Raw genomic sequence first — 15,090 nt, 5'->3', positions numbered from 1 at the left:
CCCATTTTTTATGTTAGCAGTAAGCTCGTGCTACTCGTCCTGAACATGTCAGCTGGTAGTGCTCAGTACAAGCAGGGATGAATACTGATTGCCCTTTAGCGACGGTACATCGCTCACCATTGGCATGATTTAATACCATCGGGGCGTCAATCGGGAGCAATATTTCCGCGCTATTTAGGTGGAGCGTCCGTTGTATCGAATCACGGATGATGGCGAATCGAAAGTCATCCACTGGGATAGGGTATTCTTCAATGCCATGCTCTGAGGTTGGTTGAAGGCGTAATTGTTCAAATGGCTTTTCTTCAAAGCGAGTACATGCAACCAATTCATCCACATCCATGTATTTAGGTGTTAAACCCGCACGAAGGACGTTGTCTGAGTTTGCCATGATTTCCAGTCCCGTGCCTTTGATGTAGGCATGCGGTGTTTCAGCATCAAGAAACATAGCTTCACCGGGCTCTAATGTGATGACATTGAGTAGTAAAGGCGCAAATAGGCCAATGTCACCGGGGTATTGCTTTTCTAACGCTAGAATCAGTGGGAAAGGTGCTTCTTCATGTTGTGCTGCATATTGCATGAGAGCTGCCGTTGCGCTCTGTTTTTGCTCATGTGGCAGTGAGAGTAAACCGTTAAAAAAATGCTTTAACCCTTGTTCATCTGGGCTTTGTTGGAGTGCGTTGACTAAAGGCGCGAGTACGGTGATATCAAGCGCTGTAAAGTGTTTAACGATTTCTTTGATGGCTCTGAACCCATTCATTGCTTGATATGGTGTTAGTGCATAAACCAGCTCAGGTTTATGGTTTGGATCTTTATAGTTTCGATTGCTGGCGTTAAGCGCGACTCCTAACCGTTCTTCTAATTGAAAGCCATGTTCTGCTTGCTGCTTGTTTGGATGGACTTGGATCGACAATGCTTTATCAGCCGCAAGCACTTTAAACAAGTAGGGCAGCTCACCAAATTTTTCTGTGATTTCTGGATTTAAAAAACACGTCTTATCGCTGGCGATCAAGCTTGAAAGTAGTGTTAATTCTCCATCGCTCTCGATGGTCGAGCAGCCGTTTGGATGTGCGCCCATCCAGATCTCAGCTTGAGGTTGGTTATCGCTATTTGGTACATCAAATAACTGTGTAAGGGAAGACGTGCTGCCCCAAGCGTAGTTTTGAATAACATTGGTCATCGGATAGAACACCGGATGCGTGGTTCGTGTGCAAGTCATGGAATTCTCTGAGTTTGTGATGCGAAGGCAGGCTTAAGCCCTACGACTCAAGCCTGTCAGCCAATAAAATTAAGCGCTTGCTGCAACCGGCTTGGCTTTGCGAACTTTCTTCAGTGCGACACAAGTGACAGCTGTGGTTACTGCACCTGCCGCCATACAGATAAGCGCAAGCAGCGGGTAGTTCATTGCGCCAAGTAAGGCCACAACAGGGCCACCGTGTGCCACGCTATTTGTAATGCCGAAGGAGAACGCCATGACGGCAGCGACCATGGAACCAAGTACGTTTGCAGGGATAACAGACATTGGATCTTGAGCGGCGAATGGGATCGCCCCTTCTGAAATGCCTACTAGCCCCATTGCGCCAGCAGCTTTGCCTGCTTCGGTTTCAGATTGTTCGAATAGGTCGAGTTTTCTACCAAGGAATGTAGCGAGTGCCATACCAAGCGGTGCTACAGGGATTGCGCAAGCCATTGCTCCCATGAATTGAGTTTGGCCACTGGCAATCATGCCGACAGAGAACAGGAATGCCACTTTGTTGAATGGACCACCCATATCAAAGCCAGCCATGCCCCCTAAAACGATCCCCAGTAGAATGACGTTTCCGGTGCTCATGCTGGTAAGAAGAGCTGTTAAACCATCCATGAGGTTGGCGATAGGAGCACCGATGACGAAAATGAATAAGCCAGCGATGAAGAGCGAACCTGTAATCGGTGCGATCATGATTGGCACAAGAGGTTGCACGAATTTATGGTAATTAATTGAGGTGAGCCATTTAACAAAGTAGCCAACAAGCAAACCGGCGATGATAGCGCCGATGAAGCCAGTGCCAGCTTCCGCACCATAAAATGAGCCATTATTCGCAATCCAGCCGCCAATAAGACCAGGGGCTAGAGCAGGGCGGTCGGCAATCGCATAAGCAATGTAACCAGCCAAAATAGGGATCATCAGAGTAAAGGCAACAACCCCGACGTTGAGGATTTGGTTCCACATGCTTTCAGGAGGAATTGCCATTCCCGCCTCTGTTGGTTCTCCACCAATTGCCAGTGCCAGCGCAATTAACAAACCACCTGTGACAACAAACGGGATCATGTGTGACACACCGTTCATTAAGAAGCGATAAAGATCTGAGCGTGCTTGTGCAATATTACTTGTGCTAGACGAGTCAGCACTTGATGCATCCGTCTGATAAATTGGTGAACTTAACGCTTGCTTAATCAGGCCTTCCGCATCTTTGATAGGGGCTTTTACATTGGTTTTTATCACACGCTTTCCAGCGAATCGTGCCATATCAACTTGTTTGTCACAGGCAACGATGATGGCATCTGCTCGGGCTATCTCTTCCTCAGTTGGGCTGTTTTTCACCCCAATTGAACCATTGGTTTCTACTTTGATCTGGTATCCACTGTTTGCTGCCCCTTTTTCCAGCGCTTCTGCGGCAAGGTAAGTATGGGCGACACCAGCAGGACAACCAGTGACACCAATAAGGAAACCTTTTGTTTCACTGTCTGAAGGTTGCTGCGCCGATTCGGATTTTTCCAGTAGCAGCGCTAACGCTTCTTGATTGCTCTCTGCATTGATAAACTGTTCAATGAAACCTTGTTCAATCAACTTAGAAGAGAGCTCTGCAAGGACTTCAATGTGATGGTTATCGCCACCATCAGGTGACGCGATCATAAAAAATAATTTAGAGGGCTGACCGTCTTCTGCGCCGTAATCGATCCCTTTTTTGCTCACACCAATCACAACGGCAGGCTCGATAACCGCAGCACTTTTAGCGTGTGGAAGTGCAACACCGTCTTCAAATCCAGTATTGCCTTGTTCTTCGCGTGCTTTGATATCGGCAAGAAACTGCGCTTTATCGTTAATCCGACCTTGTTGGAACAAAATTTCAATCAGCTCATGAAACACGTCATCTTTTGTTTCAGCACCAAGCGAGAGTTGAATTAAGTTCTCGTTGATTAATTGGTTAATCATGTTTGACCCCTAACTGTTTTTCTTATGTCGGGGTTATTGTGAAATTTGAACCTACGAGACTGTAGTGAAGAAAAAATGCATTAGCTGGATGATTGTAACCTAATGTCTTGGATGTGATTTGGATCTATGAACACAGTGTCATGGTTAATGTTTAATCAAAATAGAGTTTGATATTCGATAAATTGCAGAATCCAGTAAATACAACTGCTTCCATTGGATGCAAAGGTTTGCATTTGGTCAGTATTGTTTGCGAAGGAGGGAGGATAATTAAGGCTTTTACTGGATTTTTGTAACATTCATTTGTAATTGTGAACTCCCCCAATAGTACTTATTTCAATAACGCGTTATACCTTGCCGTATGAAATAGCCAGCTGGATTTATGTGGCTAAGCGAGTAGGTATGACAGTATTTCAGGATTTAATTTCATCGGTATTAAGTGAAAGAGAACCGTTCCATAACATTTGGTTTGCGGGAGACTTTCATACGCCTCCAGCATTCAGTTATCAGGTGAACTTCCCTCGTTTGGAGCTGATTTTAGACGGTGAATACATTAATGAAATGGAAAATCACGAACGCCAGATCTCGCATATTATAGCTAAGCCGGGTGATGCGATTTTTATTCCTCCCAACTGTTGGAATAAGCCGGACTGGGATACAGATTGCTCAGTGCTTAGTATGTTGTTTGGCCGTCGTCAGCTTGGGTTGAGTTTTGTCAGTAAGCGGAAAAATGAAGTGGGCTTTTTTGATGTTCAAAAACACAGCATTCAGACCCGCTCAGGTTTTGCCATTGATAACATTCTTGAGGCCCTTAGCTCATTGGCGAAAGAGTCTCACAAAAAGCCAATGGATGAACTGCTACTTCAGGCGTTGTTGCAGTACAGCAAATCGATGCTGGATGAACCTGTGACCCAGTCACACAATCGAGTAACAGATCTGTATCAGGGGATTTGTATCTATATTCAAGAGAACTTTCATCGCCAGATCACCCGTGACAGCATTGCTGAGCGTTTTAGTATCTCCTCGAACCATCTGTCGAGAATGTTCCGTCAGCAAGGGCATATGACGTTGGCTGATTACATTACGTGGGTGCGGATCGACCGCGCTAAATTTATGTTGAAGAAGTACAACTTCAAATTGAACGAAGTGTCGGTTCGGTGTGGTTTTAAAGATGTGAATTATTTTTGCCGTGTGTTTAAAAACCGGACAGGAAGAACGCCAACCGAATATCGTGGTGCAGCTTAAATTAACCGTGATGTGGCGTACATGATGATGGATTGCAACTCACTACTATTTCGTGTGAGCAGCAGCCTTTCACACAAGGTGTGGTTGAGTAGGTTGCGAGTCAAATTGGTTACCGCGATGATTTGCGCTTTTGTTGGCTTATCAGGCATGACCAAGCCAATCGCTAAGTGGGTTTTGCCGATGGGTGATTGCCAATCAATGGCGTCTTCAGTAGAAATCGCTGCAATGGAGAGCTGATGGCTCTCTTTAAACATAACGTGAGGTAGCGCAATTCCTGGAGTAACGCAGGTTGATGAGGTCTCTTCGCGCTTAATGAAAGCTAATAATAGCTCGTCAGGGTTCTTAGGATAGATAAGTTGCGCTATGCCCTTTAAGCACTCAAATTTAGTCAGTATCGTTTGGGCTTTGGCGTAATCAAAATGTATATCTTTAAATGGAAGAGGTGTTTTCACGTGCTGGGACAGCACAGAGTAGATATCGGTTCCTATAACGGTATATAAATCGGCAACCAGATCTTTGATGACAAAGCACGCCAGCTCTGCATCGACACCGATAGCAGTAATTTGGCACAAGTCACCTTCGACCATGCCGGCTTTAAATACCCCGAGGGCTTTGGATAAATTGCCACTGCGATCTTGGGTGATGTTGATGAGATGAATGGTGCTTTTGAATTTTTTAACAATGGGTGGCAACGCCGATGCCAGTTGAACACTGCGATCGGCGTTGTTAACGAGAAAAGTGATCTGATATTCGTACATACAGCAGTAATTAACTACGACAGTACTGCTGGAATACTTTGTCGACGTTGAGTAAAACGTCTTCAATGGAAAGTCGAATTTTATTCATGCCTTCGAAACGTGCGGCTTGTTCAATGTCAATATCGGAAACAATGAGCACTTGGTCGGCATGAGCTATGTCATAAGGAGTGAGCGGGTTCTCAATCCCCATTGCTCCTTGGGTTTCAACTTTTATTTGTACGTTATATTTTGGCGCAGTTTTAATCAGAGCATCTGCGGCCATGTAGGTATGTGCAATACCCGTTGGGCAGGCGGTCACGGCTACAATTTTCATCGGTGTTCTCAATAACAATTTTGTCGAATATTAGCATAGCCTGACGGAAAAAAAGTGACTTAAAACCAGCAAATTAACGACGGTCATCACACTTTGTTTGGTGTGATACGTTTGTCCAGTGAATGCTTTTTTCGTCCTATTTCTACAAATGAGTTGGCTCACTAATCTATATCCGAGCGTGAATATAAAGGTAATGACAAGATGGATATTACAAACCTTATTGAGCCTGAGATCATCACATTAGATCTGCAAGCTCGGACCAAAGATGATGTGTTGCAACAGCTGGCTGAGTTGCTAGACAAAGCCGGTAAGTTAAATGATAAATCGCAATTTCTTGCAGACGTATGGCGACGTGAAGAGATTGGTAATACGGGCTTTGAAGATGGTATTGCTATTCCCCATGCTAAAAGTAATGCGGTAAAAACACCGGCAGTAGCGGTAGGCATCAGCCGCAAAGGCATTGACTATGGTGCTGAGGATGGTGAATTGTCAGATGTTTTCTTTATGTTGGCATCACCAGATGGTGCAGACAATCATCATATTGAAGTGTTAGCACAAATTTCAGGTAAGTTAGTCGAAGACGGTTTTGTTGAGCGCCTAAAAGCCGCTAAGTCGGTGGAAGAGGCGAGAGCGTTATTGATTGATGTACCTCAGGATGTAATCAAACCAAGCCCAGTAGAGATGCCATCAACGGCCAACAATACTAGTGAGATGAAGCAAAAGCTTGGCCGCATCAAAGAACACTTGTTATTTGGCACCTCACACATGATCCCATTCATTGTCGCAGGTGGCGTGCTGCTTTCGTTATCGGTCATGATTTCTGGTCAAGGAGCAGTCCCGGAGAGTGGCATCTTAGCGGATATTGCCCAAATGGGTATCGCTGGTTTGACGCTGTTCACTGCGGTGTTGGGTGGGTATATTGCTTACTCCATTGCAGACAAACCGGGTCTTGCGCCGGGTATGATTGGCTCTTGGGTTGCCGTGAGCCAGTACAGCACCGGTTTTCTTGGCGCAATTGTTGTTGGTTTTTTTGCTGGTTTTGTGGTTCGGCAACTCAAACGAATTAAACTGCCAGACAGCATGAGCTCGCTTGGCTCCATATTTATCTATCCGCTTGTGGGCACTTTTATTACTTGTGGTGCTGTCATGTGGGTTATTGGTGCGCCAATCGCCAGTGCAATGACAACCATGAACGAGTGGTTGGCAGGAATGGCGGGTTCAGGAAAAGTGCTGCTTGGTACCATTTTAGGTGGGATGACTGCCTTTGATATGGGTGGCCCTATCAACAAAGTCGCGACACTTTTTGCGCAAACTCAGGTGGATACGCAACCATGGCTGATGGGTGGTGTGGGCATTGCTATTTGTACGCCTCCTTTAGGTATGGCGCTGGCAACCTTCCTTTCACCTAAGAAATTCAAACGTGATGAACGAGAAGCAGGTAAAGCTGCAGGTATCATGGGGATGATCGGTATTACAGAAGGGGCGATTCCATTTGCTGCTGCCGATCCAGCGCGTGTACTTCCTGCCATTGTTGCTGGTGGTATCGTTGGTAACATTACTGGCTTTATGTTCCATGTGTTAAACCATGCGCCATGGGGCGGATGGATTGTTCTCCCTGTTGTTGATGGCAAGATTGGTTATGTTGTTGGGACATTAGCGGGGGCGCTCACAACGGCATTGATCGTTATTTTACTTAAGAAGAATGTCACTGAAGATGAATCTGAAAGCGCTGTCGCAGAAGTCTATGCATCAGTTGAAGGTGAGGGCGAAGCCGACATTCTTGCGATTACTTCTTGTCCTTCAGGTGTAGCACATACATTCCTTGCGGCCAAATCATTGGAAAAAGCGGCCCATCTTTTAGGAATTAAAATCAAGGTGGAAACTCAGGGCGCAAATGGCATCAATAACCGCATTACTGCCAAAGATGTGGCTAATGCGAAGTTTGTGATTTTTGCTCACGATGTTGCGATCAAAGAACCTGAACGTTTTAACGATTTACCAACACTGGATGTCACAACAAAAGACGCAATGCATAACGCAACGGCATTAATCCAGTCAAAGCTTTAACTCTCTATAGTCACCCCCTATGACTATGCTCCAGCCCCTCATTGAGAGGGGCTTTTTTGTATTGATAGCTAGCAGCACGACTCCCGAATTTTAAGCTTGGGGGGAAAGATAGTGCTTTTCACCGTCTGTTTATCACCCTCCATTCTCGCCAGAATTAGCTCACCCGCAACTCGGCCTATCTGCTTTGCGGAGACAGAAATAGTGGTGAGTGCAGGCATGGAGTCCGCCGCTTCTGGCACATCATCAAAACCGACGACAGCGATGTCTTTACCCACTTGCTTTCCAATGGCTTTGATTGCACGCATAACACCAAACGCCACGATGTCTTGATAACCGATCACCGCGGTAATTTCAGGGTGTTGCTCTAACAGCTCTTGTGTGATTTTTGCTCCTTCGGTACGGCTCGCAGAACAGCTGCGCACATAGCTTTCACGAAATGGAATGCCATGTTCCATCAACTTAGATAAATACCCGCCAAGTCGGTGTGAGCGTGTTTTCGAACCTTCCAAACCACCGATAAAACCAATATGAGTGTGGCCGAGTTGGATCAAGTGTTCGGTAGCCAGTTGTAGTCCCATAAAATTATTGGTGCCGACGAAATCAAACAGATCATCACCAAGTGGCCTAACTGCCAGCACGACGGGAAGCCCGCGACCTTTAACGGTATTTAAATAGTTGATATCGGTGTCGACGGCTGGACATATCACCACACCTCCAGCATTTTGGCTTAGCAATGAGTCGATGAACTTATCTTGCCGTTCGACACTTTCTTCTGAGTTGGCGAGAAATAACATGGAGTTTCGTTCTTCGAGAAAGTGGCTAAGGCCGGCGATGAGCTCTGAGTAAAAGGGGTTGGTAATGTCGGGGGTGACTAAGCCAACGAGGTTACTGCGTTTGTGCCGTAAGTTGGCGGCCGCTTGATTGTACACATACCCAAGCTCCTCCACAGCCTTCAACACTCGCTCTCGAGTTGGTTCGGAAATTCGCCCTTTGTTGGTTAAGACCATAGAAACGGTCGCGGTTGAGACCTGACAATGCTTCGCGACGTGTGCAATTGTTGCTTTTCCCATCTGTTCACCTCATCAAGACACTTCAGCCTAGCGTTCATTAAAAGCCTATTTTCTAACTATATGTATCACTGTTCTGAATGAATTAATTCTAGGTTAAACGTTTAATCTTATTTGATGTATTTTTAAACGATTTATTTGTGATCGTACACTTACAAATGCCAATAGATCGAGATTAAACAAAGATAAATGATAGGTTAAACACGTTAACCCATTTGTGGTTTTTATGACTCATTGATTAAATTGTCATCAGAAGGCAATCAAAGGTGATGTATGAAGTATTTATCTGGTCAATCGAATTATGACAAAACACCACACATCGAAGTGAAGGGTTATCAGCACCATGCACAACGAGGCTGGGCGAGTATCGTAAAAACACTTGAGAACAGTGTCGCTCAGGGCCATAAACATGTGTTAGTGATTGATACCTATCATGGCGTCGATCATGATGAGTTACTGCAACAGCTTATCGCACCGCTTAATCCTGCTGTTGTGATTTCTACCGACTCCGCGAAATATGAAGAAACTTATATTCATGCCATGTTAGAGCGTCATATTACGGATGATCGCGTATTTGGCGTGATAGCTCCACATAAGCTAGAAGAATTTTTCGACCAAGAGAGATTAGCAGATTTATCTGAGTTGGTAGAACAGTGTGAAAGTGGGCTCATTGTGGTGTACGGCCATGGTGCAAGGTTAGTCGTGCAAGGAGATACCTTTGTTTACGCCGACATGGCGCGTTGGGAAATCCAACAGCGTTTTCGTCGAGGAGAGCTTGGAAACTGGGGCGTCGATAACTTTAACGAAGATGTGCTACGCCGCTATAAACGCTCTTTCTTTATTGAGTGGCGCGTATTTGATCGCTACAAAACGAAGTTACTCGATGCGGTTGATTTCTTGCTCGATACCAACAGTGCGATGGACCCGAAATTGGTCACTGGTGAAGCGTTTAACGCTGGGCTTCGTCAGGCAACGCAACAACCTTTCCGCTTAGTTCCTTTCTTTGATCCGGGAGTTTGGGGTGGGCAGTGGATGAAACAAGTCTGTGATTTGGAAGCGGACAAACCAAATTATGCTTGGTGCTTCGACTGTGTGCCGGAAGAGAACAGTTTACTGCTCAAATACGGTGACGTCACCGTGGAGATCCCTTCTCAAGATCTGGTCTTGATGCAACCGAAAGCCTTGTTAGGTGAAAAAGTACATGCACGATTTGGGGCTGAATTCCCGATCCGCTTTGATTTCCTCGATACCATGGAGGGTCAACATCTTAGCTTGCAGGTACACCCGATAACGGAATATATCCAGAACGAATTTGGCATGCACTATACCCAAGACGAAAGTTACTACCTCTTGGACGCGGGTGAAAATGCGAGTGTGTATTTGGGAACGAAAACTGGCATTAATCCGGATGAAATGATGGCGGATTTGCACGCTGCTCAACGCGGTGAAAAGCCTTTCGATGATGAAAAGTACATCAATCAATTTCCAGCGAAAAAACACGATCATTTTTTGATTCCTGCCGGGACAATCCACTGTTCTGGTTCTGAATCGATGGTTCTGGAGATAAGTGCCACACCTTACATTTTTACATTCAAGCTATGGGATTGGGGACGCCTTGGAATGGATGGGCTACCACGTCCGGTGCATTTGGATCATGGCAAAGAGGTGATCCAATGGGACAGAGATACCCAATGGTGTGAAAGTAATTTGATTAACGCGGTTGAGCCTATTGCTGAAGGCGCAGGTTGGCGTGAAGAGAAAACGGGTCTGCATGACAGAGAGTTTATTGAAACGCGCCGCCATTGGTTTTCTGAGCCAGTGTTACACCAGACATGCGGTGCGGTAAATGTACTTAACTTAATTGAGGGGCAAGAAGCACGAGTGATCAGCCCAAACAATCAGTTTGAACCGTTTGTTGTCCATTATGCCGAAACCTTTGTGATTCCGGCGAACGTGGACGAATACATCATTGAACCACATGGTGAAAGTGTCGGGCATGAACTGGCAACCATTAAAGCGTTTGTAAGAGGGTAATTAGATGATTCATTTTATTGTTGCGACACATGGACCGTTGGCACAAGCGCTGATGGCCAGCGCCAATATGGTTTTTGGTCAGCTAGAAAATACCTCCTGCGTTTGTTTGACCGAAGAAGGCGGCATTGAACAGTTCAAGCGAGATTTTGATCAAGAGATCCGCAAGGTCGCCCCTCACTTCGACGGTATTGTTGTGTTGTGTGATCTTGAATGCGGCACACCTTACAACGTGGCGTGTACCTACGCGTTTGACCGTGAATTTGAAACCAATGTGGAAGTCGTGACAGGGGTTAACTTTCCCACTTTATTAATGACAGCAGAGTATGTTGAAGAAGATGACGCACTCGTGGTCGCACAAAAACTACATAAAGAAGCACTCAGCACCATTGTAATTGCAGAGTTGATTGATTCGACGGAAGAAGACGATTTTTAAGGAGCTTGTTATGGCCATTTCATTTGTACGTATTGATGACCGGGTGATCCACGGTCAATTGATGACTCGTTGGGCAAAAGAGCTGCCTTGCGACGGTATTGTCGCGATTGATGATGCGGTTGCGGCTGATCCACTGCTCTCTCAAGTTATGAAAGGCGCTGTCACGGATGTCAAAGTTTGGTTATTTGATACGGCGACTGCAATCACCAAGCTTCCTAAAGTCATTGCCAGTGACAAAAAATATTTCGTTATTGCTAAATCCCCGGTCACGCTGCAGAAAATCAGCGAGTCGGGAATTGACCTGACCAACCTTAATAAAAAAATCAACGTTGGTCCTATGAGTGCTCGTGAGGGCACGACAACCATCGGTGGAAATCAGTGTGTTAATGCAGAAGAAATTACGGCATTTAACTATCTGAGCGATGCCGGACATCAGATTGAATTCAGATTAGTGCCCGATGCCAATGCATATAGCTGGCAAGACGCACAACAAAAACTGAAGTAACCATGCTTTAACGTGAGCAAAAGGACAAGATTATGTTTTTAGAAGCAGTACTTATCGGGATACTTTGTTATCTCGGAGCGCTATCAAGCCCTTGGCTGATGGGGCTAACCGGTGGCTGGTACACCATTACTCGCCCGTTAGTTTCGGGGATGCTCGTTGGCCTTATCCTTGGTGATTTACAAACCGGGATCATGGTTGGTGTGGCTGTGCAAGCAGTATACATCGCGATGGTCACACCAGGTGGTGCGATGCCAGCAGACTTAAACTTTGTAGCGTTTCCGGCCGTTGCCCTCGGGGTTATGTCGGGACAGGGGGTCGAAGTGGCCGTTGCGATTGCGGCGACCATTGGTATCGCCGGAACCATTATTTTCAACTTCATGATGGTCCTTAACTCCTACTGGAACCACCGAGCTGATCTGGCAATAGAGGCAGGTGATGAACGTGGGGTATACATGAACTCCGCCATTTATCCGCAAGTCACCAACTTTTTGATGCGCTTTATTCCGACATTTATCGCGGTTTATTTTGGTAACCAATACATCGAAGGTTTCATGGCAAGCTTGCCAGATATGGTGATTGACACTATGTCCGTTCTAGGTGGCATTTTACCTGCTGTGGGTATCGCTATCTTGCTGAAGCAGATCATCAAAGACAACAGTATGTTGATCTACTTCCTTGTTGGGTTTGTTGGCATCGTTTTCTTAAAACTGAATATGCTGGGCTTAGTCACGATTGGTGCGCTATTTGCGTTGATTCACTACAACTACAAGCCAGATCCACAACCTTCTGTAGCAGCACAAAATGCAGTCGCTGATGACGATGAGGATGAATTCTGATGACTGAACTTAAACACCCGACAGAAAACACTGGCAGCTCACGGGTAGAGCTGAATAAGAAAGATCTAACCAAATGCTGGAAAGCATGGATGATGTACAACCTGTCTTCAATGAGCTTTGAGCGTCTTGAATCGTTTGGATTTTGTTTAGGCATGATGCCGGCACTAAAGAAACTGTATCCAAATAAAGAAGATCGTATTGAAGCCATGAAACGCCACGCTTCTTTCTACAACACGGAGCCACAACTGGGTGCCATCATCAACGGTATGGCCGTGGGTATGGAAGAGAAAAAGGCGAATGGCGAGCCACTTGATGGGGAAACCATTAATACGCTCAAAGTCGGTTTGATGGGGCCTGTAGCAGGTATCGGCGATTCGATGATACCGGGAATGTTGATCCCAATACTATTGAGTATTGGTATGGCACTTGCCGCAGGTGGCAATATTCTTGGCCCGATTTTTTATATTGTTGCCTTTAACGCCATTGCACTGATTGGTTCATACCAGCTGTTTATGAAAGGCTACAAGATGGGTGCAAGCTCAGTGGAAGTGCTAGTCAGTGATAAATCCACCAAAATACGTGAAGCACTATCGTTGCTTGGTGTGTTTGTCATGGGCGGTGTTGCGGCAAGCTATGTGAACCTTGGCACAGGGCTGGAGTACGCCACAAAAGATGGAGTCGATATCAGTATTCAAGCCATGTTGGATGGAATCTTCCCTAAATTACTGCCTTTGCTGGTTGTTCTAGGAACTTGGTATGCAATGGCGAAGAAGGGACTAAGCCCAGTCAATGCAATGTTAGCACTCGTTGCTTTCTCCGCCATTGGTGTCGCACTCGGCATCTTCTAATTTCTATTGGCTTCTGAAGGCAACGCTAATCAAAGCGTTGCCTTAGGGATAACAAAATGAATTCTTTATCTTTTCAGGCTGCACGCTGTCAGCGCTGGCTGACTTCTTACGCCTTACCAAAATGGCAAAACAGTGTACTTAAAGAGCACGCATTGTTTGCTGAGGGGATACGTCAAGATGGTGAACTTTACGCACCATCATTGATTCGGTTTCGAGTACAACCAAGACAGATTTACGTTTTTAGCCACGCAACATTGCTTGATATGTGCGACGCTACAGAGCTTGTTAATGATGTCGTAACGATTGGCTTATATTATTACGGCTCTCCAGAGCAGGGGTTTAAGTTTGCGTTAAGCAAAGAGTTTGATGAAGGTCCATCACAGATTTATCTATATGAGCAAGCGTTCGCTCTGCTGGGGTTTGCTTGGCATTACAAGCTCACTCGTAGCCAAGATAGTTTAAATAACATGTATGCGATGTATGACTTCATTGAGCGTGAACTCAGTTCTGATCGTCAACCGGGCTTCTACATCTCAACCGAAAGCTTGAATGCGAAAGGGCAAAACCCTCACATGCATTTGTTTGAAGCCTTGATGGTTGCTTATGAAGCAACGGACGATGCTATTTGGCTTCAACGTGCCGGTCACATTTACCAGCTGTTTAATATGTATTTTCTACGTGATGATCATCTCGCAGAGTTCTTCAATGCGGATCTCTCATTAGATAAAGAGACGGGGACGCACGTAGACCCGGGACATCATTACGAATGGATTTGGTTACTTAATCACTACCAAAAGTTGACTAACGCTGATGTGACCGAACAAATAGAGAAGTTACAGCGTTTTGCTCAGATATACGGTCACAACCCCAATCAATTAGTTCGGGATGAAGTCTTGTCTACGGGTGAAGCATTAAGGCCGACATCACGCTTGTGGTGCCAAACCGAATACTTAAAAGCGTGTATTGCACTGTGGGAGCGCAACCCTACGCCGATTCGTGAAGCTGCGATATCATCCGCAGTTGATCATATTTTCAAATACTACATTGAACCCGCAGAAAAGGGGTTATGGGTCGACCAAACTGACAAGTATGGTTTCTCGCAGCAGCCTCATTCTCCGGCGAGCACGTTCTACCATATATTTTTGGCATTTGCTGAGTTAATTAAAGCTGAAAAGGAGTTAAGCCATGGAAGTTAAGATTCCTCCGTACGTAAACTATATTTCGGGGCAAATTCGTTCTGAGGAGTTGATGTGCAAAGAAACGACATTAGGGTCTTTAGAAGGGGTGTTTGAGGACAAAAACGCTTATGAGAAAAGGGATCCGAACGAAGTTATTTATTGCGTTGAGATGTTTCCACCTGAACAGACGGAAGGAGAGCTCAATTTTGGCGTGACTCACCTTAATCCGGGGACCGTTGGAAATGAGTATTACATGACTCGTGGCCACATTCATGAACGAGCAGAACAAGCCGAATACTATTTTGGCGCTGTTGGTGAAGGATTGCTGATCCTACAAAATGAACAAGGCAGTGTAACCGTAGAAAAAGTGTTTCCCGGTAGTGTCCATCATATTCGCAGTGTTGTTGCCCATCGCTTGGTCAATACAGGTCGTGAAAGATTGTCCGCTTTGGCAGTTTGGCCAGCGGTGGCAGGGCACGACTATACCTTCATCGAAAATGAAGGTTTTGGTGTGCGCATACGTCGCGGGGAAGACGGATATCAAATCCACAAAGTCGATAAAAAAGCTCAGTAAGAAGCTAATCCATGCTCCTTTAGCCAGTGCCTCCCCCGTGCTGGC

13 protein-coding genes and 2 pseudogenes are annotated in these 15,090 nt (G+C 45.6%); 10 read left to right on the top strand and 5 right to left on the bottom strand.

Translation table 11 applies throughout. From position 1 onward, the window contains the following. Positions 1-13: 13 nt before the first annotated feature. Together manA and ACQEXU_RS14245 are read right to left on the bottom strand one after the other, a co-directional pair. Positions 14-1,216 (bottom strand): mannose-6-phosphate isomerase, class I, encoded by a 1,203-nt coding sequence (gene manA / locus ACQEXU_RS14250; protein ID WP_427011320.1) that lies wholly within the window; start codon positions 1,214-1,216, stop codon positions 14-16. A 69-nt stretch (positions 1,217-1,285) separates the two neighbouring features. Next, complete coding sequence (locus ACQEXU_RS14245) at positions 1,286-3,190, bottom strand: PTS fructose transporter subunit IIABC (RefSeq protein ID WP_427011319.1); 1,905 nt, start codon at positions 3,188-3,190, stop codon at positions 1,286-1,288. A gap of 399 nt (positions 3,191-3,589) precedes the next feature. On the opposite strand from ACQEXU_RS14245, the gene ACQEXU_RS14240 reads away from it, so the two are divergent. Beyond that, positions 3,590-4,432, top strand: coding sequence for a helix-turn-helix domain-containing protein (locus ACQEXU_RS14240; RefSeq protein WP_367990043.1), 843 nt, complete (start codon positions 3,590-3,592; stop codon positions 4,430-4,432). On the opposite strand, the gene ACQEXU_RS14235 is transcribed toward ACQEXU_RS14240, so the two are convergent. Together ACQEXU_RS14235 and ACQEXU_RS14230 are read right to left on the bottom strand one after the other, a co-directional pair. Further along, positions 4,429-5,190 carry a PTS sugar transporter subunit IIA gene (locus tag ACQEXU_RS14235; protein ID WP_367990042.1) on the bottom strand — a complete coding sequence of 254 codons (762 nt, stop codon included), beginning with the start codon at positions 5,188-5,190 and terminating at the stop codon, positions 4,429-4,431. The two genes, ACQEXU_RS14240 and ACQEXU_RS14235, sit on opposite strands and share 4 nt — an antisense overlap. A 10-nt stretch (positions 5,191-5,200) precedes the next feature. Beyond that, a complete protein-coding gene (locus ACQEXU_RS14230) occupies positions 5,201-5,503 on the bottom strand; it encodes a PTS fructose transporter subunit IIB (RefSeq protein WP_367990041.1) in 303 nt (100 codons plus the stop codon). 201 nt (positions 5,504-5,704) lie between these two features. Between ACQEXU_RS14230 and ACQEXU_RS14225 the strand changes: the two are divergent. Next, a pseudogene (locus tag ACQEXU_RS14225) lies at positions 5,705-6,146 on the top strand (PTS sugar transporter subunit IIA); the annotation flags it as partial. A 68-nt stretch (positions 6,147-6,214) separates the two neighbouring features. Continuing rightward, a pseudogene (locus tag ACQEXU_RS14220) lies at positions 6,215-7,570 on the top strand (fructose-specific PTS transporter subunit EIIC); the annotation flags it as partial. Between the two features lie 68 nt (positions 7,571-7,638). Here ACQEXU_RS14220 and ACQEXU_RS14215 read toward each other — a convergent pair. Continuing rightward, a complete protein-coding gene (locus ACQEXU_RS14215) occupies positions 7,639-8,640 on the bottom strand; it encodes a LacI family DNA-binding transcriptional regulator (protein ID WP_427011318.1) in 1,002 nt (333 codons plus the stop codon). Positions 8,641-8,910: 270 nt separating this feature from the next. On the opposite strand from ACQEXU_RS14215, the gene ACQEXU_RS14210 reads away from it, so the two are divergent. Genes ACQEXU_RS14210 through ACQEXU_RS14180 form a run of 7 tightly spaced genes read left to right on the top strand, consistent with a single transcriptional unit; the run spans position 8,911 to position 15,045 of the window. Further along, on the top strand, positions 8,911-10,671 hold the full coding sequence (locus ACQEXU_RS14210) for a class I mannose-6-phosphate isomerase (protein WP_427011317.1): 1,761 nt from the start codon (positions 8,911-8,913) through the stop codon (positions 10,669-10,671). A 4-nt stretch (positions 10,672-10,675) separates the two neighbouring features. Next, on the top strand, positions 10,676-11,104 hold the full coding sequence (locus tag ACQEXU_RS14205) for a PTS sugar transporter subunit IIA (RefSeq protein ID WP_427011316.1): 429 nt from the start codon (positions 10,676-10,678) through the stop codon (positions 11,102-11,104). Between the two features lie 10 nt (positions 11,105-11,114). Further along, positions 11,115-11,609, top strand: coding sequence for a PTS system mannose/fructose/N-acetylgalactosamine-transporter subunit IIB (locus ACQEXU_RS14200; RefSeq protein ID WP_367990036.1), 495 nt, complete (start codon positions 11,115-11,117; stop codon positions 11,607-11,609). A 32-nt stretch (positions 11,610-11,641) separates the two neighbouring features. Continuing rightward, positions 11,642-12,445, top strand: a complete 804-nt coding sequence (locus ACQEXU_RS14195; protein ID WP_427011315.1) for a PTS mannose/fructose/sorbose/N-acetylgalactosamine transporter subunit IIC — start codon at positions 11,642-11,644, stop codon at positions 12,443-12,445. Further along, positions 12,445-13,293 carry a PTS system mannose/fructose/sorbose family transporter subunit IID gene (locus tag ACQEXU_RS14190; protein ID WP_427011314.1) on the top strand — a complete coding sequence of 283 codons (849 nt, stop codon included), beginning with the start codon at positions 12,445-12,447 and terminating at the stop codon, positions 13,291-13,293. The genes ACQEXU_RS14195 and ACQEXU_RS14190 overlap by 1 nt, the downstream gene beginning before the upstream one ends. Positions 13,294-13,349: 56 nt before the next feature. Next, complete coding sequence (locus tag ACQEXU_RS14185; protein ID WP_427011313.1) at positions 13,350-14,489, top strand: AGE family epimerase/isomerase; 1,140 nt, start codon at positions 13,350-13,352, stop codon at positions 14,487-14,489. Then, complete coding sequence (locus ACQEXU_RS14180) at positions 14,479-15,045, top strand: glucose-6-phosphate isomerase family protein (RefSeq protein WP_427011312.1); 567 nt, start codon at positions 14,479-14,481, stop codon at positions 15,043-15,045. Before ACQEXU_RS14185 ends, ACQEXU_RS14180 begins: the two co-directional genes overlap by 11 nt. Positions 15,046-15,090: the final 45 nt, after the last annotated feature.

The organism is Vibrio sp. TRT 21S02 (assembly GCF_050113675.1).
In the GTDB taxonomy this organism is placed as follows: domain Bacteria; phylum Pseudomonadota; class Gammaproteobacteria; order Enterobacterales; family Vibrionaceae; genus Vibrio.
This window is presented reverse-complemented; position numbering and strand designations above follow the sequence as displayed.

Bases quoted from the DNA above. Each gene is read 5' to 3' on its own strand.
- manA (WP_427011320.1), bottom strand. From the start codon at position 1,216: ATGACTTGCACACGAACCACGCATCCGGTGTTCTATCCGATGACCAAT.
- ACQEXU_RS14245 (WP_427011319.1), bottom strand. From the start codon at position 3,190: ATGATTAACCAATTAATCAACGAGAACTTAATTCAACTCTCGCTTGGT.
- ACQEXU_RS14240 (WP_367990043.1), top strand. From the start codon at position 3,590: ATGACAGTATTTCAGGATTTAATTTCATCGGTATTAAGTGAAAGAGAA.
- ACQEXU_RS14235 (WP_367990042.1), bottom strand. From the start codon at position 5,190: ATGTACGAATATCAGATCACTTTTCTCGTTAACAACGCCGATCGCAGT.
- ACQEXU_RS14230 (WP_367990041.1), bottom strand. From the start codon at position 5,503: ATGAAAATTGTAGCCGTGACCGCCTGCCCAACGGGTATTGCACATACC.
- ACQEXU_RS14215 (WP_427011318.1), bottom strand. From the start codon at position 8,640: ATGGGAAAAGCAACAATTGCACACGTCGCGAAGCATTGTCAGGTCTCA.
- ACQEXU_RS14210 (WP_427011317.1), top strand. From the start codon at position 8,911: ATGAAGTATTTATCTGGTCAATCGAATTATGACAAAACACCACACATC.
- ACQEXU_RS14205 (WP_427011316.1), top strand. From the start codon at position 10,676: ATGATTCATTTTATTGTTGCGACACATGGACCGTTGGCACAAGCGCTG.
- ACQEXU_RS14200 (WP_367990036.1), top strand. From the start codon at position 11,115: ATGGCCATTTCATTTGTACGTATTGATGACCGGGTGATCCACGGTCAA.
- ACQEXU_RS14195 (WP_427011315.1), top strand. From the start codon at position 11,642: ATGTTTTTAGAAGCAGTACTTATCGGGATACTTTGTTATCTCGGAGCG.
- ACQEXU_RS14190 (WP_427011314.1), top strand. From the start codon at position 12,445: ATGACTGAACTTAAACACCCGACAGAAAACACTGGCAGCTCACGGGTA.
- ACQEXU_RS14185 (WP_427011313.1), top strand. From the start codon at position 13,350: ATGAATTCTTTATCTTTTCAGGCTGCACGCTGTCAGCGCTGGCTGACT.
- ACQEXU_RS14180 (WP_427011312.1), top strand. From the start codon at position 14,479: ATGGAAGTTAAGATTCCTCCGTACGTAAACTATATTTCGGGGCAAATT.